This window comes from Nocardia brasiliensis (assembly GCF_042691675.1).
Lineage (GTDB): Bacteria > Actinomycetota > Actinomycetes > Mycobacteriales > Mycobacteriaceae > Nocardia > Nocardia brasiliensis_D.
Map to the genome: position 1 here is coordinate 7,482,054 of NZ_CP170507.1, position 24,851 is coordinate 7,506,904.

Sequence of the window (24,851 nt, forward strand, 5' to 3'; positions counted from 1 at the left end):
GCAGTCGTGCGGTTCAGCCGCCCTCGGTCGGTTCCGCGGCGGGTGCGGCGGGCCCGGTCAGCCGGACCACACCGGCGTCGAGGTCGAGTTCGAGGCGGGGGCGGTGCGTTTGCCCATCGCTGTCCTCGCTGCCCTCGTCGGCCAGCTTCTTACCCGGGAACAGTTCGCCCATGACGCCCACGACTCCACGATAGACCGCGGGCACGTCTCCCCTGCGCTACGTCTCGCCCGCACCCGGAGCCGGCTGGGGTTTCGCTGCGGCGAGTGCGGCCCAGGAGGCGATCAGCAATTCGAAAGCCTGCGCCACCACATCATCGGGATTTCCCTCGGGTGTCAGCAGCTTCTGGATGAGCAGGCCGTCCTCCAGCGCGTGCACGATCAGGGCCAGGAAGGCCGGGTCGGCGGGTGGATCGGGCAAGCGGGAGATGATGCCGGAGGTGATGGCGTCGCGGGCGAAGAGCTCGCGTTCGGCCAGGCGGGGCCGCAGTTCGGGGTTGCGCAGCACATGCAGCACGAGTTCCAGACGCAGCGTGAGCCATTCGGCGTGGTGCCGGGCGCGGTCCCGGTGGAACTGGCGCAGCGGTTCGCCGGTGCTGTGGTCGAGCTGGCTGACCTCGTCGAGTTCGCGCTCGGTGCGTTGCACGATCAGATCGAGGGCGAGTTCGTGCTTGTCGGCGAAGTTGCCATAGAAGGCGCCTCGGCTGAATCCGGCGCGCTCGGCGATCTGCTCCACCGAGGTTCCGTTGACACCCCGTTCGGCGAACAGTTCGGCCGCGGCGGCGAGCAAGCGATGCTTGGTCTGCTGCCGGCTCTGCTCCCGAGTCAGGCGGTCCATATTCAGTAGTGTATCCAGATACAGGTCTGTATGTTCGGCGGCATGGAGCTGTATCGGGCGTCGGCAGTGCAGGTGGCCGCCGCGATCAAGGCAGGCGAGGTCACCGCGGTCGAGGTGATGACCGAACATTGGCACGCATCGCCGCGATCGATCCGGCAGTGAACGCGGTGACCACTTTGCTGGCCGAGGCCGCGCTGGCCTCGGCCGAGGAGGTCGACAAGCGGCGGGCGGCGGGCCGCCGGGGCGATCCCGATCGGCGGGTAGGGGTATCTATGCCTTGCCGCTGCCGACGCTATCGAGCAGCGGTTCGGGGTGCTCACGCCCATCGACATCCGCCTCGATCGCGGGTGAACGGGCCAGGTGCGGGTCGCGCAGCACCATCGCCAGGATCGCACAGGCCGCCAAGGCCGGAAATATCAGCAGGACGATCGGCGGCACGCCGAGGACGGCAAGCGCGGCGACGCCGGTGAGCAGCGTGAGGACGAGGCGGTGTGCGTGCTGGATTGCCATCGGATGCCTTTCATTCCGGTGAACGTCGGGGATCGGTGGCCTGGTCGATATCAGTAGGCGAAGGGGTAGTCGTCATCCGGGAGCGGCGTGATCATCGACTGCTCGATGCGGTCGGCGATGTCCGCGTTGTCGAAGGCACGACGGATGCGTTCGGCCAGCGGGGTCAGCGCCGTGGCGTCGAGTCCGGCGGCCTCGGGGTCGTGCACGGGGATGCGCTGCTCGGCGTAGTCGGCGGGGTTGCCCGCGGGGATCGTGGTCATGGCGAACCTCCTCGCACTGATGTTGCGGACGGGTGAACCGGGCGGGCCCGATGGCCGGGCCCGCCCGGAGGAAGAGGAACGTGACTTTTTTCGACTGGTCCGCGGTGGCGGTGCCGGTCCTACCCCGGTGTGCCACACGGGTGGCGATGCGCGGGTGGCTGGTCGCACCGTGTTCTCGAACGCGCCTGGTGCAGGGCGGTGGCGGCAGCACCACCGACGGACGTGGTATTCGTCATTGTGATACGGGCATCACCTCACTTCCCCTGTCCCACTGTGTAATTGGGCTGGTCAGCGCGGCGGAGGAGGACCGCGCTGGGTCGCCCGGCCGGTGCCGGGGGAACGACCGCGCAACCAGTCCGGGTGAAGGAACACCCGCGGGCTCGCGCGCGGTCGCGGGCCCGGCACCGGAACCGACGCTCGGCGCGGCTCCGCCAGCCGTGCGTGGGCTTCGCAAAGGATCGTGTCCACCTCGGCGAACAACTGCTCGAGGTCCGGATCGAGCACGAGCAGCGTGTCCCCGAGGTCGGCCAACGTTCCTGAGCGAGTATCGATTCCGGTCATGACCCCGCCTCCTCCGAGAAGCGTCGGGCCGGTACGGATCAGGCGTTGATCGCCTGACGCCGGTCGGTGTGCTCGATCTCGATCTTGCGCGGCTTGGCCTTCTCCGCGACCGGGATGCTCAGGCGCAGCACGCCGTCGGTGTAGTCGGCGCGAATGTGGTCGGTGTCGAGGCCGTCGCCGAGGAACAACTGGCGGCTGAATACGCCACGGGAACGTTCCGCGGCGATCATCGACCGTCCCGAATCGAGCTCCGGGCGCGTCGCACGGACGGTCAACACGTTGCGCTCGATATCCAGGTCCAGCGATTGCGGGTCGATGCCGGGCAGGTCGAGTTCGACAAGGAACTCGTCACCTTCGCGCCAGGCGTCCATCGGCATCACCGCGGGACGGGCCGCTGTGCCGAACACCTGCTGCGTGAAACGGTCCAGATCACGGAACGGATCGGTACGCATCAGCATGGTCGCCACCTCCAAGTCACTCCATTCTTCGTAGTCGGGGTCAGATAACCTCTGCCATCTGACATAGATTTGTTGTAGCACTCTCGACAGGAGAGTGCAAGTGTCTAGAATAGAAAACCTGATAGGACGCAGAGATGAGGAGAGCAATGCCGCAGGAGCCGCGAAACGGGTCGCACCTGCCCGAGCCGGGGCAGGCGGTGTACGGGATCTCGGTGGCCGCCGAGCTGGCCGGGATCGGCGTGCAAACGCTGCGGCTCTACGAACGCCACGGCCTGCTCACCCCGGCGCGCAGCGATGGCGGCACCCGCCGCTACAGCAGCGACGACCTCGCCCGCATGCAACGGATCGCCACGCTGGCCGCGGCCGGGGTGAACCTCGCCGGGATCGGCCGCATTCTCGACCTGGAAGACGCCAACGCCGACTTGCATTCCGACAACACCCGCCTGCGTACCGACAACGCCGCCCTGCGCGCCGACAGGCGCAGCAAGACGTCCGGCCGACGGTAATCGGCAATAGCATTATATTGCTATCGACAATTCATACTTCGGATATCACCTTCGCCCAATACGCGCAGTGCGGAGCGAAACCGACCGCGCAAGCCCCGAAAAGACGGGCATCCATTCCTGTGCGGAATTGTCGGCGCGATAGTTACCATTTTTCCATGGGTGAGCCTGTCGATGTGTGGGATTTGAATGCGGATCTGGCCAAGCTCGAAGCGTGGCAGGCCGGATGGAAGGCGCAGGTGAAGCAGCTGTCGTGGGCGGCGGACACCATCACGAGCACGGCCAACCGAGTGCTCGGCGGCGAAGAATGGACCGGCAAGGCGGCCGACCGATACGACCGCCATCGACGCAAGCTCATCCCGGATCTCGACGACTGTGCCGATTTGGCGGGCAAGGTCGCCCAAGCGCTCGGCGAATGCGTCCAGACGCTGGAATTCAATCAGAATTCGATGATCATCGCCCGCTCGCCGCTCCAGGCGAAGATGCGCTGGCATGCCCAATCGGATGGGCGGCACACCTTCTATCCGGAGGACGACGAGCAAACGAAAATGGCCAATGAATTGGTCAAGACCTACAACGATATTCGCGGTCGGGTCGACCAGAAGCTGAACGCTCAGCTCGCGGTCCTCAATTCGGCGGTCGACCGGTTACGGGGTTGGGAGCGCACCTGGGCGGCGAAAAGCCTGCGGATGCTCAACTACAACATCCAGCAGGGTGGCGGCGGCAACAAGCCATGGCCGTGGGATCACCAGGGCACCGAGGAGGGCGATCTCGGCCAGCTGGCGCAGCGCATCATCGACGGCAAGGTCGACGTCGCGACCTTGCAGGAAATCTTCAAGGACAGTGCGGGCAAGCTGCAGGACGAGCTCAACAAGCGGGCCGCTCCCGGCGAGAACTGGGAGGTCCACTTCGGTAAGGGGTCGAGCAAATGGCACTGGGATGAGTTCGGCAAGAACGACTTCGGCAACGCCGTGGTCGTGCGCACCGGCAACGGCGTGACGACCGGCGGCAGCACCGTGACCGATCTCGGCCCCGGCGACGAGGGACGCTCCACCACCAAGGTCCGGATCAACGTCGAGTAGGCGCGCTACCAGTTCGGCATGGTCAGATCGACGACCTGCCCGTCGTGATCGGACTCGCCCCGCTCCCATCGGGTGGCCTCCGAGGAACCGACGCCACGGGGCAGCACGTGGTCGATCGGCAGATTGCTCTGCGAGGTGCCACCCCGGCCGTCGTAGATTTTGCCGGTGTCGACGTCGAAACCCTGCCCGGCGAAGTTCCTGATCCCCTGCGCCGAAGGGCTGTTGCCGCCGGACTGGGCATTGAAGTCGCCGGCGACCACTGTGTTTCCCTGAGACGGACCGCCTGCCAGGCCGAGTAGCCGGTTGATCTGCGCTGCCTGCTGCGCGTCCTTCCCCGCACCGCCCACCATCAAGTGGGTACTGAAGACGTCGAGCGCATTGCGGTTGAGCTGCAGCAGGTTGTCGGCCGAGGCGACATCCATCTGCCGGTACAGCACCAGCGCCATCGCCAACCGGCCGGCATCGGACTCGACCGCACCCGAGAACGCGGTCAGCACGGTGCGCATCACCTCGCTGGCCTGCGCATGAGCACTCAGACACGAAGCACCCGCACCGGTGTTCCCGAAGGTCGTCGTGTGCCCCGGCTCCATCGGCGGCTTCGCCGCCCCATTCGAAAACGCCTTCAGCCCCGCATCGAGCGAACTCTGCGCTCGGCGAACCTCGGTGATGAGTTTCTGCATCTCGCCGAAATCGACCTTGACCGTCACTCCACCGACGCTAGTGCGCGAGCATAACCCGAGGCCTTAGCAAGTTTGTGCCATCGCGGCCGCACCCGGTGGGCTCAGGCTTTGGCAGGGCAATCCGAAGCGGTGTCGGCGGTGTCGCGATCGTCTCGGTACCTGGTGACGAATCGGCGCAGGATCTCTTTGGGCGCGGTGATCGTTTCCCGATGGCCGAGGGCGGTCAGGTATTCCGCCTCGGCCGGGTCGAAGTACCCTGCGTGGCGGTATATTTCGATGCGCAGCGCGAGTCCGTCGCCGTCGAGTTCGGGATGGAACTGGGTCGCGTACACGTGCTCGCCCACCCGGATCATCTGCACCGGGCAGCCGGCCGAACCGGCCAGCAGCACCGCGCCGGGCGGAACCGCTTGGCACGCCTCCTTGTGCCCGACGAATGCCCGGAAAGACGCCGGAATGCCTTGCAGCAGCGGGTCCGCACGGGCCTGGTCGGTCAATTCGATGGTTTGCGCGCCTGCTGTCTCACCGTATCGTTCGTCGCTCACCTCGCCGCCGAGGACGTCCGCCAGGATGCTCAATCCGTAGCAGGCGCCGAGATACGGAAAGTCCCGATCGACGATCTCGGCGAGCAGCTTCTTCAGCGCGGGCTCGAAAACCCTTTGATAGCCGTACTTCTCGCCATCAGGACTGCTGACATTGCTCGGTCCACCACCGACGATGACCGACGAATAGTCGTCGAGTTCGACATCGGGGAAGCCCCGATCCATCTGCACTCGCACCACGTCACCGGCGGCGAGACCGGAGGCGCGCAGGATGGCGTGGTACTCGTCGTCGGCCGCGGCGCACTCGGGCCGCAGCTGGAGCAGCAGACAGGGCTTGGCCATGTACCGATTGTGCTGGATCGGCGCACTCGACAAGGAGTGCGCCGATCGTTGGCGTGTCCAGCGGAGTTTGCTAGGCCTGCTTCGTCCTGCGCGGCGCGGACATCTCCTCCCACAGCGGACCGAAGACCAGCCACAGGCCGACCACGGTCCACGAGCGACCGACCCACCACCACAGGCTTGTTGCCTGGTCGCCCTCGGCGACCGTGAGGATGATCAAACCGAGCGCCACCGACGCGATGGTCGCCGCGAGCACGGCGCGATGCCATTCCCGCCACAGTGCGGCCACCTTCTCGGGCGTGCCCTTGGCCGGTTTCGTCGGCACGGGACCACCGGCGAAGCGGTGCGCGAATCGCACGTCCGCCCAACGCACTATCGCGGGGCCGAACGCGACGCTGACCCCGAGATACACCCCCGCCAGCCCATGGATCAGACCCGGCTCGGCGCCCCGGTGCAGATCGAGCGCCGCCGCGACGATGAGCGCGATGTCGAGCAGCGGGATACCCCACAGCAGCGCCGCACCCACCGCGCGCAGCCGCAGCAAATAGCGCGCGATCAGCCCGGCGGCCAGCAATACCCACAGCCCCACCTCGGACACGACGATCATCGTGGCGACCGGATTGTCCCGGATAACGTCCATCATTGCCTGCCTCTACCGATCCGCGAAAAGCACCTGTCCGCAGGCCAAATTACGGCCGCGCGCGGGCACTCCGCGTCCTCCGATCGGAGGATCGATCAGCAGGTCAGTACATCATCAGGAGGAGCCGAGGGCCGAATCATCAACGCCCGCGCGGGCATATCCGGGCACGCGACGCCGTCGATCCCGACCGTCGACTTCCCGCATCGCGTACGTCGCCGCGGTAACCGCCGCACGAGCACAGGAAATCATTTCACCCGCGGAGACCATGCTCGGCTGATCGAGTATGGTCACCGCCTCGATGGCGCATTGCACGATCCGGGCCGCGGCGGAAGACAACGGCTCATTGCCGGAATTCACATCCAATTTCTCGTAGGCGGCGCGAAGTAATAGTTCGGTTTCGGCAAGAAAGGCGTCCGTCATATCAGGCAATTCTCAATTCAGAACATGGCTTCGTCGAGTTCCATGATGTCGTTGTCCAGGTTCGACAACACGGTGCGCACGGCGGTCAGCTCCGGCAGCACGTTGCGCGCGAAGAACTGCGCGACAGCGACTTTGCCGTGATAGAACGCGTCATCGGCACCGTTGTCCAACGCGGTGACGGCGACCTCGGCTTGGCGCAGCAACCGCCAGCCGATGAGCAGATCCCCCACAGCGAGCAGGAAGCGCACCGAACCCAGGCCGACCTTGTACAACTCCGACGGGTTCTCCTGCGCACCCATCAGATGCCCGGTCAGCGCCGCGGCCATGCCCTGCACGTCCGCCAGCGCGGTGGCCAGCAACTGGCGCTCACCCTTGAGCCGGCCGTTGCCCGCCTCGGACTCGATGAACTGCTGGATCTGCCCCGCCACGTGGCTCAACGCGCCGCCACGGTCCCGGGCGATCTTGCGGAAGAAGAAGTCCTGCGCCTGAATGGCGGTGGTGCCCTCGTACAGCGAGTCGATCTTCGCGTCACGGATGTACTGCTCGATCGGGTAGTCCTGCAGGAAGCCCGAACCACCGAAGGTCTGCAGTGATTCGGTCAGGTACTGGTAGGCCCGCTCGGAACCGACACCCTTGACGATCGGCAGCAGCAGGTCGTTGACCCGCGCGGCCAGTTCGGCATCGGCACCGGAAACCTGCTGAGCCACAACGACATCCTGGTGCGCCGCGGTGTACAGATACACCGCGCGCAGACCTTCCGCGTAGGCCTTCTGCATGGCCAGGCTGCGGCGCACATCCGGATGCCGGATGATCGGAACGCGGGGCGCGGCTTTGCCCTTCCCGCTACCGATATCGCGGCCTTGAATTCGAGTTCGCGCGTACGCCAACGCATTCAGATAGCCGGTGGACAGCGTGGCGGCCGCCTTCACGCCGACCATCATTCTGGCCTGCTCGATGATCTCGAACATCTGCGCGATGCCGTTGTGCACCTCGCCGACCAGCCAGCCCTTGGCCGGAATGCCGTTGCCGCCGAAGGTGAGTTCGCAAGTGGCCGAGACCTTCAGGCCCATCTTGTGCTCGACATTGGTGACGAAAACGCCGTTGCGCTCGCCGAGTTCGCCGGTCTCGCGGTCGAAGTGGAATTTCGGCACGAAGAACAGTGACAAGCCCTCGGTGCCCGGCTCGGCGCCCTCGGGGCGGGCCAGCACCAAGTGCATGATGTTGGGGAACAGGTCGTCGGAGTCGGCGGAGGTGATGAACCGCTTCACCCCCTCCAGGTGCCACGAGCCGTCCTCCTGCCTGACCGCCTTGGTGCGGCCCGCGCCGACGTCGGAACCCGCGTCGGGCTCGGTGAGCACCATCGTTGCGCCCCAACCCTGTTCGGCGATGATCTTCGCCCAACGCTGCTGCTCTTCGGTGCCGTTGTGGTAGAAGATGTTCGCGAACGAGGCGCCGGCCATCTCATAGAGGAATGCCGCCGGTTGGGCGCCGAGGATCAGTTCGCCGATCGCCCACATCGCCGCCCGCGGCACCTCGATACCGCCGAGTTCCTTCGCGACGACCAGCTTGTCCCAGCCACCCTCACGAACGATGCGGCAGCTCTTCTTGAAGGCTTCGGGCAGGGCGACGCTGTGCGTTTCCGGATCGAAAACCGGTGGGTTGCGGTCGGATTCGGCGAACGGCTCACCCAGCGGCCCCTCGGCCAGGCGACGAACCTCGTACAGCATCTCTTTGACGGTGCCGGTGTCCAGCTCACCGAAGGCGCCGGAATCGAGGATCGAATTCAGGCCGAGTACCTCGAACAGATTGAACTCCAGGTCCCGAACGTTACTCCTGTAATGTCCCATGTTTCAGCTCTCAGAATATCGATAGCGCGAATACACCTTGTCGAATTTCGAATACGAAAACGGCGGCCCGCAGCGGGCCGCCGCCCCGTTGTCTGTGCTGGTTACCGGACCGCCGTGGTGACCAGGGCATTACTGATCACATCGGCCACCTTCACGAGGTCATCCCGGTCGTGGGAAGCCGACACGCACACCCGCAGCAGCGCCCGGTCCTTGGGAACCGCGGGATACATCGCGATGCCGACGTAGGTACCGCCGCGCAGGATCTCGTTCCATACCGCGATCGCCTGTTCGTCGTCGCCGATGACAACGGGCAGGATCGGCGACCAATGGTCGGTCGCCCCTTCGACTTTCACGCCCTTGTCGTCGAGCAGTCCGGTCAGGGTGCGCGCCGCGTCCTCGACCCGCGCGGCCAACACCTTTCCCTCGTCGCTCATCACGATGCGGATGGCCTCGTTCGCGGCCGCGACGCTGGCCGGTGTCGCCGAGGTGCTGAAAATCAGACTCCGCGCCGCGCCCCGCAGTCCGGCAATGAGTTCCGCCGAGCCGACGATGAAGCCGCCGGTGCTGCCGAGCCCTTTCGACAGCGACCCCATGAGCACATCGACCTCGGGGAGCACGCCGCATTCCTCGGCCCAACCGCGGCGGTGCTCGCCGTAGATGCCGAGCGAATGCGCTTCGTCCACCATGATCGCGGCGCCCGCACTCTTGGTGACGGCGACGATATCGGCGAGCGGCGAAAGGCTGCCCTCCATCGAGTAGAGCCCGTCCACGATGACAAGTACGTCGCCGGAGGTGTCGCCGACCTCGGCGAGCGCCGCGCGCAGGCTGTCGACGTTGTTGTGCTCGAACCGCCGCAGCCGCGCACCCGATTGCCGGACGCCATCGATGATCGAAGCGTGCGCGTAGGCGTCGACGACGGCGATGTCCTCACGCCCGAGCAGCGCGGCAATCGTGCCGACATTGGCGGTATACCCGGAGGTGAACACCAGCGCGCCATCGGTCCCGTACCACTGGGCAAGCCGCTCCTCGATATCGACATGCAGTTGCACGGTGCCGTTGAGCAGTCGACTGCCCGTCGTCGCGCTGCCGAACTCGTGGATGCCGCGGTTGGCCGAATGCAGCACCCGCGTCTCCGCGGCCAACCCGAGGTAGTTGTTGGAGCCGAACATCATTACCTGCCGGTCTTCCATCTGCACGGAGGCTCCGACGGCGGACTGCATCGTTCGGAAGAACGGAGAAATGGACTTCTCCTCGAGCTCACAGATCAGCCGTGGCAGGGACTTGGCTGCGAGCCGTTCGATCAGTTTATGCGACATCCTAAATCATGCTTTCGTTCGATAGTTTGATACAGATCGGCAGCATTCAGCAACCGGATGTGAGGCCGAGAATTACACGAATCGGAACTCGCGCTCGTTTCGCAGCCAAGCGACGAGGTTGGCACCCGAGTCGCGCATCGATGGCGGGTGGAATCGGTGGACAGTGCACACTTCCGCCAGGTACCCGATATCGGGATTCCGCATATAGGCGATGCCGCCCGCGGCCATTTTGACCTTCCCGACGAGGGAATCGATGCAGTCGTCGAACGCCTCGCGCAACGCGAGCAACTCCGCGGCCGAGTCGGCGGTGACCGGTTTCGCGTCGAGCTCCGCGGCCAATCCGATCAGCGAGTTCTCCACGGCGGGCAGGAAACCCGCCATGCCGGCCACTCCCTTGGGATCGACATTCCCCTCCCGGGCCAGCGTGTCCCGCAGCAGCGCGTAAGCCGCGCCCAGATAGGTGCCGAGGATGAGCAGGCCGAACCACTGGTAGCCGAGCAATTCGGTCTCGCCGGTATCGTCGAGCGCGTTCTTGATCACCATTTCCTCGGCACAGAACACCCCGTCGAGTTCGACAAGGCCGGACTCGGCACCGCGCAACGTGGTAGCGCGCCAGAACGGCCGCACGGTCAGGTTCTCCGAATTCGCTGGGACCAAGGCGATCGCCCGCTCGCCCGTGTCCAACTCGACACTGGCGACGATCACATCCATCGAATCCGACAGCGAGCACGGCGCCTTACGACCGGTCAGCAGATAGCCGCCATCGCATTTGGTCGCCCGCATGGTGGGGTGAAAGATGGAACCGCCCGGCCTGCCCTCGGAGAAACCGGAGGCGAGCACCTGCCGGTCGACGGCCAGCTGCCGGATCATTTGCCGCTCGGTCTCGGTGGCCTGCTCCGCGAATTCGGCAAGGGCCGCGATGGACAGATGATGCATGGTCGTTGCCGCGCCGAGCGCGGGCGCGATCGAGCCGATCGCGATGTGCACCTGCACCGCCTCGACCGCCGTCGCGCCGAGACCACCCAGCTCGCGCGGCGTGCAGAGGAGCGGTCCATCGTTTCGAACCCATGCCGGAATGAGACTGCGTTCATCGCGATCGGAAATCGATTCACCGCTCGCGTCGAGTTCGTCGAGCAACCCTGGAAGCAGACGTTCCGTCGTTTCCCGAGCTGCGGCCAGGGTGGACTTGGCAGCCATTCTTGTTCCCTTCTTGCCAGCAAAAATTATGTGCAAGCACGCGCCATATTTAATGCCAGCATAGCCAAGTCACGTTGTGCCGCAAGAGATTACAATTCCGCACGCGACGCATAGTCGATTACGCATCGCCCGCGGTATATGCGTCACCGGCGCACCGCTGCCGATATTCGACAACCATTTCCCGGCACGCTCGAATGCGCCGACGCAAAATTCCTGGTGCCGACGCGAGGCGTCGACACCAGGAAGAAAAGCTACTGATCAAGGAGCGGTTTTCACCGGCACTTCTTCCGTCTTGATCGACCGGCGAGCCAGCAGCGGCACGACGACGGCCAAGCCGAACATGATCGCGGCGGCCGCGACCGCGGCGACCGAGAAGCCCGACGCGAAGGCCGACCGCGCGTTGTCCAGCAGCGCACCTCCCACCTCCGCGGGGAGCTGTCCGGCGACTTGATGGGCCCCCGCGAGGGTGTCCTCGGCCACGTCGCCGGCTTCGGGCGGCAGCCCCGCGGGAACGTCCACCGACAGCCGGTAGACGGCCGCGCCGATCGACCCCAAAATCGCGATGCCGAGCGCACCACCGAGTTCGGATCCGGTCTCCGAGATCGCCGAGGCCGCACCGGCGCGGTCCGGTGGCGCTTCGGAGACAACGGATTCGGTGGCCGGGGTGATGACGATGGTGGCGCCGAGACCCAACAGCATGCCACCGGCCAACAGGATCCATACCCCGTCCGACGCCCGGCTGGCGCTGAGCACCAGTAGGGCGATCCCGGAGATCACGAAGCCGACCGACAGCGTCGCCGGGGTTCCGATGGCCTTGAGCAGTGGCGGCGCCGACATGGCGCCGATGGCTGCGGCGACGGTCATCGGGAGCATCCACAGCGCGGACTCGAACGGACCCATATCCAAGATCAACTGCAGGTACTGCGCGAAGAACAGGTTCGGCCCCATCATCGCCAGCATCCCCACCGTCACCGCGACCACACCGGCCAGGAATGCCGGGTTGCGGAACAATGTGGCATCGACCAGCGGCACCGCGGTACGCCGTTGTTGCAACACGAAGACCGCGATGAGGGCAAGCCCGGCCAGCAGCGACACGACGCTGGTCCGGTCGAGTCCCGCGATTTCGGCACTGTGTTTCAAGGCGTAAACACTCGACAAGATCGCCGCCAGCAGCAATACCGCGCCGACCATGTCGAACCGCGAGTTCACCGGATTGGCGTACTCCGGCACCAAGAACGGCGCGAGGACCAGCAGCACGACGATCACCGGCACGTTGATCAGGAAGACCGAGCCCCAGCTGAAGAAGTCCAGCAGCACACCGCCGAGAACCGGTCCCAGCGCGCCGCCGCCGACGAACGCGGCCGTCCAGATGCCGATGGCCTTGGTCCGTTCCTCGCCGTCCTCGAAGATGTTGCGAATAAGAGCCAAGGTGGACGGCATCAAGGTCGCACCGCCGATGCCCATCGCCGCCCTGGCGGCGATCAGCACGGCGGTGGTCGGCGCGAAGGCGGCGACCGCCGACGCCACGCCGAATATCGCCACGCCGATGAGCAGCAGCCTGCGCCGGCCGATCCGGTCACCGATATTGCCCATCACGATCAACAGGCTGGCCAGTACGAAGCCGTAACTGTCCATGATCCAGAGCATTTGGCTGCTGCTCGGCGCGAGATCCTTGCCGATGGACGGTATCGCCAGGTAGAGCACAGACATGTCCATCCCCACCAGCACGACGGGGATGACCAGGATCGTTAGGGCGATCCAGCGTGCCGAGGCAGCCCGCGGCGGTGGCGCTGCCCCTTGTTGCGTCGAACCGAGCATCCTCTGAGCTCCAATCGTCCTGAGATGACCGTGTATTAGATCACTGTTCTAATTTAGTGCTATTGCGGCACAGAGTAAAGACACAGTCAAGGATCAATCCCGAAATCAGAGCAGCCGCACGTCCGGTACGTAGACGAGCCAGCGGCCACCGCGCGCCGCGAATTCCCGCTCGTTGGCGATGATTTCCTCGGCGTGGTTCCACGCGAAGAGCACCACGCACTCGGCGCCGTACGCCGCGAACTGCGCGGCGGGCAGGACCGGAATATGGGAGCCCGGCATCAGGCGGCCCGTCTTGGCCGGGGTCGTATCGAACACGCAGGGCACGAGATCTGGCCCGATACCCGCGTAGTTCGTCATCGTCGCGCTCTTGGCGGTGGCGCCGTACCCGGCCACCCGCACACCGCTGTCGCGCAGCTCCTCGAGCCGGTCGACGAGGTCGTGACAGATCTTGTCCACCTCGGCGGCGAACTTCTGCAGCGTCGACAACTCGGCCAGGCCGTGCTTGTCCTCGGCGGCGATGAGCTCGGCGACCGCCTCGGTCGGCGTGCGCGCACCGGCCCGCGCGATGGTGTACCGCACCTCGCCCCCGTGTACCGGCAGACGAAGCACGTCGACGAGCTCGAAACCGAACTGCCGGGCCATCGCCGCCACCGACCGCGCCGAGAACAGATAGAAATGCTCGTCGTAGATCTGGTCGAACGAGGTCTTCTCGACGATGTCGCCCAGGTAGGGATCCTCGAACACGAACACGCCGTCGGGTGCCAACAGCGCATCGACTCCGCGGAAGATCGAATCCAGATACGGGATGTGGCAGATCGTGTTCGCCGAGAAGATGACGTTCGCGGGCCCGTCGTTCGCCGCGATATCCGCGCCGACGGACTCCTCGAAGAAGTCCGAGCGCACCCGGATACCGGCGGCGCGGGCCACATCGGCGACGCCGCCGCACGGTTCGACGCCGAGGTGGCGCACACCGGCGGCCTTGATGGTGCTGAGCATGGTTCCGTCGTTCGACCCGATCTCCACGATGAACGGGTTCGGTCCGGTCAGTTCCGACTCCAGGAACCCCGCCGCGGTGCGCGAAAAGTGGTCCCGCATCCGGCTCGAGCCCGAGGACACGTAGGGATAGGAGTCATTGAACATCCGCTCCCGCGGCACCTCCTCCAACTGCTGCACCATCGCGCAGGACGCACACACGCCGACCTGCAGTTGGTAGAAGAATTCGTCGGCCACCTCCTCGGGGGTCAGAAAGGCGTCGGAGAGCGGCTGGCGGCCGAAGTCCATGAACTCCTGCACGGTTCCACCACAAATACGGCACATGTTTCCTCTATCGGTCGAAAATTGCTGTTGCACAAGCTCGTTCATCGGGAGTCCGCCGGTTGCTCGACGAGCACCGGCGAAACCTGTTCGCGGTCACCGGCGCAGAAGGCGACCATGCGCCGCAGCGCGTCGTCCAGGTCGACCCGCGGCGACCAACCGGTGACCGCACGGAAGGCCGAGGAATCGACCGTGACGCTGCGAAAGTCTCCGGGCGCGGCATATTCGGGCGCGGCCACCGACACGACGGGCACCGCCGCACCGGTGTACCCGGCCGCGACATCGGCGATCGTGGCGAACACCGCGCCGAGCGGGGATCCGGTCCCCGACCCGACAAGCCAGGCGCGCCCGCACAATTCGTCCACCTGATCGCACGCCGCCACCAGGGCCCGAGCGACATCCTCGACGAAGAGCAGATCCCGCCGCACCGATCCGTCATGCCACATCGTCAGCGGCTGGCCGGCCAGCGCCCGCCGGGCCATCGTGGCGATGACGCCCCGATCGCTGACCGCCGCGTGCGGGACGAAACCGAAAATCGTCGGCAGCCGCAGCGAGGTAGCCGTCAGCACCCCGTCGTCGGTCGCCGCGAGCAGCAATTGCTCGGCGGTCAGCTTCTGCCTGCTGTATTCCTCGGCGGGCCGGTCCGGCTCGGATCCGTCGAGGATCTCCTTCTCGGTCACGCCGACTTGCGTTGTCGTGCCGGCGAAGACGACGCGCGGCAGCGTGCGGGAGCCGCCGTGTTCGGCCGCGGCGTCGATGAGGTCGCGGACGACACCCACATTGACCCGTTCGGCTTCGGTGTCTCCGGCATCGATCCGCCAGGTCGACGCGCCCGCGATATGCGCGACCGTATGGACAACCATGTCGGTGTCCGCGATGGCGGCACGTACCGCGCCGGGCGCGGTGAGGTCGAGCGTGCACACCTCGATATCGGCGACGGCGGCAGCGGGCACCGGCGCGGGCCTGCGTGCGATGGCCCGAATCCGGATGGGACGCATGGCCAATTCGCGCAGCACGGCCGAGCCGACGAACCCGCTGGCTCCGAGAATCGTGACGTGTTCCGGCGTTGTCATTGCCACAGTTCGGCCTCGACTTTCCGGCAGGCCCGGTAGTCGGGCAACAAGCCCCGCTCACCGGCTTGGGCCAGGGTGGGAGCGATCAGATCGCGCTTGGACTGCGCGATCCCCATGTCCCACGGAATGGGCAGGCCCAGTTCGGGATCCAGCGGCGAGACAGCGCACTCTTGTTCCGGGACATACTCTTCGGACATCACGTAGACGATCACCGAATCGTCCGCGCGGGACAGGAAGGCATGCCCCACGCCGACCGGGATATAGAGCGCGCGCCCGCCGGGGCCACCGAGTTCCGTTGCGTCCCATTGGCCGAAGGTGGGCGAGCCGACGCGCAGATCGACCAGATAGTCGGTGACTCGACCGCGCGGGCAGTACACGTACTTCGCGCGTCCCGGCGGCGTGGTGGTGTAGTGGATGCCCCGGAGCACACCGCGCGCGGAGACATTGAAGCTGATGTCCTTCACCGGAAACAGCGGTCGCCCCAGCGCGGATCGGAAGGCGGACTCGCGGAACGGGGTGGTGAACAAGCCGCGGCCGTCCCGATAGACGGGCGCGGTGAACTCGAAGGCGCCTTCGATGCCGCATTCCTTGAACCCCGGTTCCGGTGTCACCGGACGCCCCCGGCCCGGCGACCGCCGCGCTGCCTGTCCGTCATAGCGACCCGACCACCGTGCGGACTGCCTCGATGACATGATCCTGCTCGGCCTCGGACAGCGACGGATACATCGGCAGCGAGAAGATCTCCCCCGCCAGCCGCTCGGTGACCGGCAACGATCCAGTGCGCCAACCGAAGTGGGCGAAGCCGCTCATCGTGTGCACCGGCCACGGGTAGCTGATGTTGAGGGATATGTCGTGCGCGTGCAGCGCCTCGATGATGGCGTCGCGGGCGGGGTGGCGCACCACGTAGACGTAGTAGACGTGGGTGTTGCCGGGATTCGTCACCGGCAGCCGCAGCCCGTCGAGGTCGCCGAGGTACTGCTCGTACCGGCGGGCCACCCGGTTGCGGCCGTCGATGTATTCGCCGAGTCGGCGCAGTTTGCGCCGCAGGATTTCCGCCTGCAGTTCGTCGAGCCGGGAATTGTGGCCCGGTGACTGCACGACGTAATACACCTTTTCCATGCCGTAGTAGCGCAGCTTTTGGAGGTTCTGGTGGACCGTCTCGTCGGCCGTGACCACCGCGCCGCCGTCGCCGTAGGCGCCGAGCACCTTGGTCGGATAGAAGGAGAAGGCCGCTACGTCGGACATCGTGCCCGCCATCCGCCCGTGCTGTTGTGCGCCATGGGATTGCGCGCAGTCCTCGAGGATCTTCAGCCCGTGTTCGGCGGCCAGGCGTTCCAGCGGCGCCATGTCCACGCACTGCCCGTAGAGGTGCACCGGCACGATCGCCTTGGTGCGCGGGGTGATCGCGGCGGCCACCTGATCGGTGTCCATCAGGAAATCCTCGGCACGCACGTCCACGAACACCGGTGTCGCGCCCGCACCGACGATCGCCACCACGGTCGGCGCCGCGGTATTGGACACGGTGATCACCTCGTCGCCCGGCCCGACACCGATCGCCTCGAGCCCGAGCTTGATCGCGTTCGTGCCGTTGTCGACACCGGTCGCGAAGGGCAGCCCGTGGTAGGCCGCGAACTCCGCTTCGAACCCCCGCACACTCGCCCCGAGGACGAGTTGCCCAGAGTTGAAAACGGTTTCGACGGCGTTGAGGATGTCGTCCTTCTCCTTGGCGTACTCGCCGAGGTAGTCCCACACACGGGTGGTCATGATGTTGCCTCCTGCGGGATTAGATCGGTCATGCAGCTGAGCAGACAGCGCGCGCCGACATTCACGTGATTCCCATAGCGGATGAATCCGGTGAGCTGGTCGATGGTCATCCAGCAGTAGTCGTGCGGGACCTCCACCGGAAGGCTGTCGCCGACGTCGATGACGAGGTAGCGGTTCTCCGCGTGATAGAAGCGGCCGCCTTCCTCCGAGTGGACGACATCGACGAGAACCTGGGTCGCGGACGCGCCGAGCACGAGATCCAGATAGCGCGGTCGTTCCGCTTCCGGTGCGGCGGCATAGTTCCCCGGAATGCACGCCACCGTCGGTGACATTTCCACGACGTCGGCGGTTCCCGCCTCGGTTCGCGCGTGCACCAGCACATGGAAGGCGCCCGCGAAATGCCTGCCGAGGAAGGCGATTACGCCGCGCTCGGCCGGGCGGAACATGGGCTGCGACCACTGCCGTACCTCGCGATTGCTGGCTTGCACCTCGACACCGATCACCGAGAAATGCCTGCCGTCCGGGCGGTGAATCACCCCATCGGAGCGCTCCCATTCCGGCAACTGGGCGAGCGGCACGACCGTCCGGTCGAGTTGGTTGCGCGATTTGACCTCGGTGAACCAGCTGAGGATGTGACCGAGCGAGTGCAGCGGGGCACCGGCGCGGTCCGAATCGCCGGTGAGGAACGGGATCCCGGACAAGACCGTGCGGGCGTCCATATTCACCAGGTTCGGAATCCGAATCAGCTCGGCCAGCTGCGCGACACTCAACCAGCAGAAGTCGTCGAGAACCGGAACGTCCTCGGCCACCTCGATGATCATGTTGCGGTTCCGTTTGCCGAGGAACCACGAGCCCTGTTCCGATTGCAGCGAATCGAAAACCGGCCGACCCCGGTGCGGCGAGCGGAAGTAGTCCAGATACGGCACGGCACTGCCGCGGTGGACCCGGGTGAAGTTGCTCCGCGTCGCCTGCACCGTGGGCGACAGTTGGAGCAGGTTGACGTTTCCCGGCTCCATCTTGGCCTGCATCAAACAGTAGATCGAATCGCCCATGCGCTTGGCGATGATGCCGAGGATCCCGATTTCCGGCTGCAAGATTATCGGCTGGGACCAGGCCGCCGGTCTGCGGTTCTCGGTACTCACCCGGACACCGATGACAGAGAAGAATCTGCCACTGCGGTGGTGCACGTTCCCGGTCCGCGGATCGGTATACCAACCGTCCAACGCATCCAGCGACTGGACATTCACCCGATAGTCGTTGGCGCATTCGCGGGCGGCGAACCAGTCATAGAACTGGGTTAATTCCTCGAACATGGCGACGTCCCAACATCTCGTTACAGGTTCGCACTGACCGTCAGTTCGGATTCCAGGTCGTCCAGCGCCGCCCCGGTGTACGCGGCGATGCGATCGATGCCGGGCACGGTGTCCGGGCAGCAGTGGAATCCGATCCCGAACGCACCCGAAATCGTCAGCGCCGCAACGATGAGCCCGCATCCGTGGTACAGCGGGCCGATCGGGAACATCGCGTCGAGGTGTGCGCCCGCGAGGTAGAGATCGGCGTCCGGACCGGGAATGCACGAGACGATGGCACTGAAGGGTGGCGCGGTCCGGCCAGCCAAACCGGTCGCCTGATTGAGCGCGAACTTCCCGCCGATCAACGGCGAGTACATCACCGCGACCTCCGGGGTGCGGCTGCGAATATCGTTCTTGGCGATGGTGCTCGACCGCGCCACCGCCCGCAATCGCTCGACCGGATCGGCGATATCGGTGAACATCGTGATCAGAATCGTGCTGTAGGCGTTGAGCGTGGCGTCGTCACCGGGCACCCGAATATTGAACGGAACGCTCGCGATGAGCGGTTTGCCCGGCAGTTCGCCCCGCTCTTCGAGATAGCGGCGCAATCCGCCCGCGACACTGCTGACCAGGATGTCGTTGACGGTGACGCCCGCGACCTTGGCGATTCCCCTGATGCGCTCCAGCGGATAGCTCACCGTCGTCGCCCGGCGCCGGTGCGTCAACCGGCCGTTCAGCACGGTCTTCGGCGCCACGTAGGGTGCCGCGACCTCGGCGATGCCCTGCTTCGAATTGCGCTTCATGTACTTTCGCGCCTCCAGCAGCTCCCGCATGGGTGCCGGTTTCGGCGGCGGGGGCAGCTCGGAGGTAGGGCCGACCGTCCAGATCGGACGCAGCTCCGCCGTCCCGGGATCCTCGGTGACCGACTGCACGAAGCGCTGATTCCAGCCGACGCCGTCCATCACCGCGTGGTGGAACTTGACGTAGGTCGCGAAGCGCCCGCCCTCGAGCCCTTCGATCAGGTGGTACTCCCACAGCGGCCGACCGAAATCCAGCTGAGGCCCGTGCAATTCGGCGATCAGATCGTCCAGCTGGCGCTGGCCGCCCGGGGCGGGCAGCCGGTGATGGCGCAGGTGGTAGTCGAGATCGACGGCGTCGTCGGCGAGCATGCTCATCGTCGCGTTGATCTTGCGCAGGGCCGGTCGGTCCAGCACGTAGTTGAACGGGGGTGCGAAGGTGCGGATTTCCCGCAGCCGTCCGAGCAGTTGCGTGGCGTAGTCGGCGTCGGCGTCCTTCGGCGGCGTGAACACCGCGAGCATCGCGACGTGCTGACCCGCGGTAGCGGAGTCGACGACGAAAAAGAATTTCTCGCTCATGGCGATGGTCGGACGTTCGTTTTTCTTCGTGTCATTCATTGCGGCGGTGGACCTTTCACCTATGGCTGCCATTGGTACCTGTCACCGGCGTACCGGCATTTTTCTTGCTGACTTTCCCCACTTCAGCCGCACAGCACCATGGCCACGCTCCGCTCGAAATGTGGTGTGCGCGCGGCGATGGTCAAACTGCTCGCCGCACACAACGCACGAAAACCTCCGACGAGGCTCATCACCTTTCCCAATCCACGCCCGCGTAGACCCGCCGCGATGACGTCCGCGCAGTCGCCGGACGAACACACCAGAACCCATCCGCCGGTGTGCTCGCGCGCCAAGACCAGACACGACGGGCTCGCCGGGTCGAGCCGGTCCACGACCACATCGGATCCGATGGCCAGTGCCCCGTACAGCGGACCCTCGCGGGTGCGCTGCCGCTGCGAGCGGATATCGACGACGACGCTGCCGAGCGCTATCGCCGTCGGCAATTCACCGACCGTCATCCGGTGGTCGAGCGTCAATTGGTCGAGCACGATGACCTATGCGGCGGTGTTCTTGAAGGGATTGAAGTCGCGGCCGAACCGGTAGATCATGTTCACCGTCATCGGTCGCGTCATGTAGGTGAAGATCTTGTTCACCCCGCCGGGCACGCACACCGGCTTGCCCTTCGAGACGGCCTTCCATCCCGCGGCGGCGACGTCCTCGGGGTCCTGCCAGAAGAAGCCGGGCATCCCGTCGGCGATCTCCCGAACGCCCATCACATCGTGGAATTCGGTGCGGGTCTGTCCCGGGCACAGCGCGGTGACGTGGATGCCCTGCGGCGCGAGTTCCATGTTCAGGGATTGCGACATGTGCAGGACGTAGGTCTTGATCCCCGTGTACAACAGGCTCTGCCCGGGCGGCCCGAACGCGGAGACCGACGACAGGTTGATGACCCGGCCCCAGCCACGCTCGCGCATATGTGGCAGTACGCGGTGGGTGAGTTCGGTGACGGCGGTGATCATCAGCTGGATCTCACCCGCGAGGCTCTCCCACGACGCGTTCGCGAACGTGTGATTGGCGCACAGGCCGGCATTGTTGACCAGCACATCGATGCCGCGGCCGAGTTCGTGCATCTTCGCCATGATCTTTTCCGGCGCACCGGGTTCGGTCAGATCAATGGCGAGCACCTCGCAACTGACGCCGTTGCCTTCCCGCAGTTCAGTGGCCAGTTCGGCCAGCTTTTCCTCGCGCCGGGCGACCAGGACCAGTGCGTAGCCCTCCGCGGCGAGCAGGCGGGCGAATGCCGCCCCGATACCGGATGACGCGCCCGTGACGAGCGCGGTTTTCGATGCCGACATCCTCATACCTCGATTTCGACTGTGTTGATGGAGAAACGGTTGAATATCAGCCTCATGCCGCCGCCATTCCGCCGTCGACGGAGATGACGGTGCCGGTGATGAACGAGGACGCTCGGGAACCGAGGAAACCGACGATGCCGGCGATATCATCGATGCCGCCGTGCCTGCGCATGGCCAATCGCGCACCGATTTCCAGCGCCAGGTCGCGCTCGAGCATGTCCGACACGAACGGCCCGAGGGCCATGGCGTTGACGGTGATCTGTGGGGCGAGCCGGTTCGCCAAATGCTTTGTCAGATGGTGCATTGCGGCCTTGCTCGCGCCGTAGGAGTAGCTTTCCGCGGCGGGCACGCGTATTCCGTCGATCGAGCCCACATTGATGACCCGGGCCGGGTCGTCCGGGGTCGAGGCCGCCACCAGCAGCGGCCGGAGGAATTTCGTCAGGTGGAATACGGCCTCGAGATTGACGGCCAGGGTGTCGCGCCAGCCCGTCTCGTCGAACTCGTCGAGCGGGGCCGCGTGAAACACCCCCGCGTTGTTGACGAGCAGATGCAGTGCCTGCTCTTCCGCGCCGAATTCCTCGGCCAGCGCCCGGCAGCCCGCTTCCGAGGACACGTCCGCGACCAGCGATCGGCAGTCACCGAGCAGCGACAACGCCGCCGCGGCCTTCTCCGCGGCCATGCCGTCGCGGGCGGTGAGATAGACCTGTGCGCCCGCCTCGACGAGCGACTGGGCGATGAGCGCGCCCACGCCACGGGCGCCGCCAGTTACCAGAGCGACCTTGCCTTGAACCGAGAACAAGCTTTCGTTCATCGCGCTTCCTCCTGCGCGGCACGCATCCGCAGCACCTTCTTGTCCACCTTGCCGACGGCGGTGAGCGGAAATTCCTCGACGAAATCGAATCGGTCCGGAATCTTGTACGCGGCCACGCCGCGATCGCGCAGAAACTTCGTGAGCTCGCGGGGCCGCAGCGGCCCGTGCGGGATCACGAACGCGCAGATCCGTTCGCCGAGTAGGTCATCGGGCCTGCCGACGACAGCGGCATTGTGCACCCGCGGGTGGTTCATGAGGATCTCCTCGATCTCCTCGCACGCCACCTTCTCGCCGCCGCGGTTGACGATGTCCTTGGCCCGGTCGACGACGACGAGGTGGCCCGACGGCAGCCTGCGCACGATGTCGCCGGTGCGGTAGAAACCGGCGGCGGTGAAGGCGCGCAGGTTGTGTTCATCCGCGCGGTAGTAGCCGCGAATCGTGTACGGGCCGCGGGTGAGCAGATGCCCCGGCGTGCCGTCGGGTACCGGCCGGTCATCGTCGTCGACGATCCGGACCTCGTCACCCGGTGACATCGGCCTGCCCTGGGTCTCGACGATGAGCTCGTCGGAATCGTCCAGGCGCGTATAGCAGATCAGCCCCTCGGCCATGCCGAACACCTGCTGCAGCGTGCAGCCGAGGGTGGCACCGACCCGCCGGGCCGCCGATGGTTTGAATCGCGCGCCCCCGACCTGCAATACGCGCAGGCTGGACAGGTCGTGCCGGGTGGTTGCCGCCACGTCGAGCCAGCGCAGGGCCACCGGCGGCACCACCGCGGCGACGGTGACCCGGTGCCGCTCGATCAACGGAAAGGCGTTGTCCGCACTCGGACTCGGCGACAGGACGACCGTGGCACCGACGGTCAGCGCGCCCAGGATGCCGGGCGCGCACAGGGTGAAGTTGTGTGCCACCCGCAACGCCGCCAGGTACACGTCGTCGGGTCCGAGCGGACACGCGCTCAGGCTGGCGCGGGCGTTGTAGGCATAGTCGTCGTGCGTGCGTGGAATCAGCTTCGGTACCGCCGTCGACCCGCCCGAGAGTTGTAGCAGGGCAATATCACCCGGCGCCGGTTCGGGCCGCTCTACCGGTTCCAGATACAGGTCGGCCAGCGCGACGTACGGGCCGGGATCCCCGTGCACGATGGTGGTGCGCAAGCTGGGGCAGGCCGCGGCGATCCGCTCCGCCATGGCGCGGTAGTCGAACCCGCCGTAGTGATCGGCGATGACATAGGCGACCGCGTCGCTCTGCGCGCAGAGATGGGTGATCTCGTGCTCGCGATGCGCGGGCTGGGTGAGCACCGGGATCGCGCCGATCCGGAACAACGCGAAGCACACGACGACGAATTCGCCGACGTTCGGCATCTGCACGATCACCCGATCGCCGCGTCCGATCCCGACTCCCTCGAAACCCGCTGCAAGACAGTCGGCTTCGTGGTCGAGCTGCTGATATGTCCAGCCGCGCACCGCATCGACCACCGCCGTCCGGCCGCCGTGCAGGCGGGCGGACCGGGCGAGCACACCGCCGAGCGTCGCGCCGGTCCAGAAGCCGGCCGCCCGATACCCGGCGGCGACATCGTCGGGCCACGGGGTGAAGTCGCGCCCCACGCCGGTCAGGGACAGCGGGGCGGTCATCGGCGCGCCCCTTGCCCGCTCGGATCCATCGCGACGGCGTCCTCCAGGCCGATCGCCGACAGGAAGGTGCGGAACTTCGCGCTCGTTTCGGCGAGTTCGCTTGCCGGATCGGAACCTTCGACGACACCGGCGCCCGCGTACAGCCGCAGCCGGGTATCAGCGACCTCCGCACATCGCAGCGCGAGTACCCACTCGCCGTCGCCGGTCTCGTTCATCCATCCGGTCAACCCGCAGTAGAACTGCCGGTCGAACGCTTCGGATTCGGCGATCACCCGTCGCGCGAAGGACGCGGGCCAGCCGCAGACCGCCGGGGTCGGATGCAGTGCCGCGGCGAGTTCCAGTGCGTTGGGCAGCGGATCGGCCAGCACGCCACGCACCCTGGTCGACAGATGCCACATCGTTCTGGTGTGGATCACCGACGGCTGGTCGGGCACCTCGAGCGCGGCGCAGAACGGACGCAACGCATCCGCGACCGCGTCGACGACGATCCGGTGCTCCCGCAGATCCTTTGCCGAGCGTTGCAGCTCCCACGCCCGCCGCCGATCCTCGACCGGATCCGCACTGCGCGGCGCCGACCCGGCGAGCGGGTTGGACACGACGCTGCGGCCGACCCGGCGAACCACCAATTCGGGACTGGCGCCGACGAGCATCCGGCGCGCACCGTTGCGCACCGTGCCCACCGGAACGGCGAAAACGTACGCGTCGGGTTCCCCGAGGATCAGGCTGCGCACGAGGTCGCGGGCCCGTGCGGGTTCGGCGGTGATCACGTCGATGGCCCTGGCCAGCACCACTTTGTGCTGGCCGGACCCGGCCAGCTTCACCAGCGCGCGTTCGACGCTGTTGATGTACCGATCCGGCCACGGCATCAGATCCACCCGCACCGCGCGCGGAATCTCCGGCGCCCCACCGGTATACGTGCGGGTGGCGGGCGGGCCCCAGTGAATGTCCCGGGCGACCACCAGGCGCGCGGGTGCGTTCGGTGCGAACGGGACGGCACCGACCAGCAGTGGTCCGCCGGACGCCCGGTCCTTGGCGGTCATATCTCTGGCGCAGTCGGCGAGCAGGGCGGTGCCGTGCTCGGCCGCGTCGGCCAATGGGGTCGCGTTGGCCGCCGCGATCACGTCGCGGGCGACCAGTGTCGAGGTCGGTGACGCGAGAAACAGCTCGCTCTCGTCGGCCACCGCCGTCGGGTCGAAGACATCGGGTTTGCGGGCATCGATCGCTTCGGTAGTCATCGCGCCGTCCTTTCTGCTG

27 protein-coding genes are annotated in these 24,851 nt (G+C 66.1%); 2 read left to right on the top strand and 25 right to left on the bottom strand.

From position 1 onward, the window contains the following. Positions 1-13: 13 nt before the first annotated feature. The 6 genes from ACFK0J_RS34515 to ACFK0J_RS34540 all read right to left on the bottom strand — a co-directional run bounded on the left by ACFK0J_RS34515 (position 14) and on the right by ACFK0J_RS34540 (position 2,624). Positions 14-181: a hypothetical protein gene (locus ACFK0J_RS34515; protein WP_378743408.1), complete on the bottom strand. Its 168-nt coding sequence runs from the start codon at positions 179-181 to the stop codon at positions 14-16. A gap of 36 nt (positions 182-217) precedes the next feature. Further along, complete coding sequence (locus tag ACFK0J_RS34520) at positions 218-835, bottom strand: TetR/AcrR family transcriptional regulator (RefSeq protein WP_378733888.1); 618 nt, start codon at positions 833-835, stop codon at positions 218-220. Positions 836-1,105: 270 nt separating this feature from the next. Next, on the bottom strand, positions 1,106-1,345 hold the full coding sequence (locus ACFK0J_RS34525) for a hypothetical protein (protein WP_378733889.1): 240 nt from the start codon (positions 1,343-1,345) through the stop codon (positions 1,106-1,108). 50 nt (positions 1,346-1,395) lie between these two features. Next, complete coding sequence (locus ACFK0J_RS34530; protein WP_378733890.1) at positions 1,396-1,605, bottom strand: hypothetical protein; 210 nt, start codon at positions 1,603-1,605, stop codon at positions 1,396-1,398. 288 nt (positions 1,606-1,893) lie between these two features. Next, positions 1,894-2,166: a hypothetical protein gene (locus ACFK0J_RS34535; RefSeq protein ID WP_378733891.1), complete on the bottom strand. Its 273-nt coding sequence runs from the start codon at positions 2,164-2,166 to the stop codon at positions 1,894-1,896. 38 nt (positions 2,167-2,204) lie between these two features. After that, positions 2,205-2,624 (bottom strand): Hsp20/alpha crystallin family protein, encoded by a 420-nt coding sequence (locus tag ACFK0J_RS34540; RefSeq protein ID WP_218471548.1) that lies wholly within the window; start codon positions 2,622-2,624, stop codon positions 2,205-2,207. A 134-nt stretch (positions 2,625-2,758) separates the two neighbouring features. Between ACFK0J_RS34540 and ACFK0J_RS34545 the strand changes: the two genes are divergently transcribed. After that, positions 2,759-3,130: a MerR family transcriptional regulator gene (locus ACFK0J_RS34545; RefSeq protein ID WP_378733892.1), complete on the top strand. Its 372-nt coding sequence runs from the start codon at positions 2,759-2,761 to the stop codon at positions 3,128-3,130. Between the two features lie 155 nt (positions 3,131-3,285). Next, a complete protein-coding gene (locus tag ACFK0J_RS34550) occupies positions 3,286-4,209 on the top strand; it encodes a hypothetical protein (protein ID WP_378733893.1) in 924 nt (307 codons plus the stop codon). Between the two features lie 5 nt (positions 4,210-4,214). Here ACFK0J_RS34550 and ACFK0J_RS34555 read toward each other — a convergent pair whose 3' ends face one another. The 19 genes from ACFK0J_RS34555 to ACFK0J_RS34645 form a co-directional block, all read right to left on the bottom strand. After that, positions 4,215-4,916: an endonuclease/exonuclease/phosphatase family protein gene (locus ACFK0J_RS34555; RefSeq protein WP_378733894.1), complete on the bottom strand. Its 702-nt coding sequence runs from the start codon at positions 4,914-4,916 to the stop codon at positions 4,215-4,217. A 74-nt stretch (positions 4,917-4,990) separates the two neighbouring features. Beyond that, positions 4,991-5,770 carry a glutamine amidotransferase gene (locus ACFK0J_RS34560; protein WP_378733895.1) on the bottom strand — a complete coding sequence of 260 codons (780 nt, stop codon included), beginning with the start codon at positions 5,768-5,770 and terminating at the stop codon, positions 4,991-4,993. 70 nt (positions 5,771-5,840) lie between these two features. Further along, positions 5,841-6,410, bottom strand: a complete 570-nt coding sequence (locus tag ACFK0J_RS34565; protein ID WP_378733896.1) for a hypothetical protein — start codon at positions 6,408-6,410, stop codon at positions 5,841-5,843. 111 nt (positions 6,411-6,521) lie between these two features. Further along, positions 6,522-6,827, bottom strand: a complete 306-nt coding sequence (locus tag ACFK0J_RS34570) for a hypothetical protein (protein WP_378733897.1) — start codon at positions 6,825-6,827, stop codon at positions 6,522-6,524. 17 nt (positions 6,828-6,844) lie between these two features. After that, positions 6,845-8,674 (bottom strand): acyl-CoA dehydrogenase, encoded by a 1,830-nt coding sequence (locus tag ACFK0J_RS34575; RefSeq protein WP_378733898.1) that lies wholly within the window; start codon positions 8,672-8,674, stop codon positions 6,845-6,847. Between the two features lie 101 nt (positions 8,675-8,775). Further along, positions 8,776-9,990, bottom strand: coding sequence for an aminotransferase class I/II-fold pyridoxal phosphate-dependent enzyme (locus ACFK0J_RS34580; RefSeq protein WP_378733899.1), 1,215 nt, complete (start codon positions 9,988-9,990; stop codon positions 8,776-8,778). Between the two features lie 72 nt (positions 9,991-10,062). Then, entirely contained in the window at positions 10,063-11,187 is a 1,125-nt protein-coding gene (locus ACFK0J_RS34585) for an acyl-CoA dehydrogenase (protein ID WP_378733900.1), read from the bottom strand. 258 nt (positions 11,188-11,445) lie between these two features. Next, entirely contained in the window at positions 11,446-13,005 is a 1,560-nt protein-coding gene (locus ACFK0J_RS34590; protein WP_378733901.1) for an MFS transporter, read from the bottom strand. A gap of 105 nt (positions 13,006-13,110) precedes the next feature. Next, positions 13,111-14,367, bottom strand: a complete 1,257-nt coding sequence (locus ACFK0J_RS34595) for a methyltransferase domain-containing protein (protein WP_378733902.1) — start codon at positions 14,365-14,367, stop codon at positions 13,111-13,113. Next, positions 14,364-15,392 (bottom strand): NAD-dependent epimerase/dehydratase family protein, encoded by a 1,029-nt coding sequence (locus ACFK0J_RS34600; RefSeq protein WP_378733904.1) that lies wholly within the window; start codon positions 15,390-15,392, stop codon positions 14,364-14,366. The genes ACFK0J_RS34595 and ACFK0J_RS34600 overlap by 4 nt, the downstream gene beginning before the upstream one ends. After that, the gene (locus ACFK0J_RS34605) at positions 15,389-16,003 is read right to left on the bottom strand and encodes a dTDP-4-dehydrorhamnose 3,5-epimerase family protein (protein ID WP_378733905.1); all 615 of its coding nucleotides are present in this window, start codon (positions 16,001-16,003) and stop codon (positions 15,389-15,391) included. The genes ACFK0J_RS34600 and ACFK0J_RS34605 overlap by 4 nt, the downstream gene beginning before the upstream one ends. Before the next feature lie 40 nt (positions 16,004-16,043). Continuing rightward, positions 16,044-17,156: a DegT/DnrJ/EryC1/StrS family aminotransferase gene (locus ACFK0J_RS34610; protein ID WP_378733906.1), complete on the bottom strand. Its 1,113-nt coding sequence runs from the start codon at positions 17,154-17,156 to the stop codon at positions 16,044-16,046. After that, the gene (locus ACFK0J_RS34615; RefSeq protein ID WP_378733907.1) at positions 17,153-18,469 is read right to left on the bottom strand and encodes an NDP-hexose 2,3-dehydratase family protein; all 1,317 of its coding nucleotides are present in this window, start codon (positions 18,467-18,469) and stop codon (positions 17,153-17,155) included. Before ACFK0J_RS34615 ends, ACFK0J_RS34610 begins: the two co-directional genes overlap by 4 nt. A gap of 20 nt (positions 18,470-18,489) precedes the next feature. Further along, the gene (locus tag ACFK0J_RS34620) at positions 18,490-19,863 is read right to left on the bottom strand and encodes a wax ester/triacylglycerol synthase family O-acyltransferase (RefSeq protein ID WP_378733908.1); all 1,374 of its coding nucleotides are present in this window, start codon (positions 19,861-19,863) and stop codon (positions 18,490-18,492) included. Between the two features lie 83 nt (positions 19,864-19,946). Further along, a complete protein-coding gene (locus ACFK0J_RS34625; RefSeq protein WP_378733909.1) occupies positions 19,947-20,351 on the bottom strand; it encodes a rhodanese-like domain-containing protein in 405 nt (134 codons plus the stop codon). A 6-nt stretch (positions 20,352-20,357) separates the two neighbouring features. Further along, positions 20,358-21,158, bottom strand: coding sequence for an SDR family NAD(P)-dependent oxidoreductase (locus ACFK0J_RS34630; RefSeq protein ID WP_378733910.1), 801 nt, complete (start codon positions 21,156-21,158; stop codon positions 20,358-20,360). A gap of 52 nt (positions 21,159-21,210) precedes the next feature. Beyond that, on the bottom strand, positions 21,211-21,969 hold the full coding sequence (locus ACFK0J_RS34635; RefSeq protein WP_378733911.1) for an SDR family oxidoreductase: 759 nt from the start codon (positions 21,967-21,969) through the stop codon (positions 21,211-21,213). Continuing rightward, complete coding sequence (locus ACFK0J_RS34640; RefSeq protein ID WP_378733912.1) at positions 21,966-23,597, bottom strand: (2,3-dihydroxybenzoyl)adenylate synthase; 1,632 nt, start codon at positions 23,595-23,597, stop codon at positions 21,966-21,968. The genes ACFK0J_RS34635 and ACFK0J_RS34640 overlap by 4 nt, the downstream gene beginning before the upstream one ends. After that, positions 23,594-24,832, bottom strand: a complete 1,239-nt coding sequence (locus tag ACFK0J_RS34645; protein ID WP_378733913.1) for an isochorismate synthase — start codon at positions 24,830-24,832, stop codon at positions 23,594-23,596. Before ACFK0J_RS34645 ends, ACFK0J_RS34640 begins: the two co-directional genes overlap by 4 nt. Positions 24,833-24,851 lie beyond the last annotated feature (19 nt).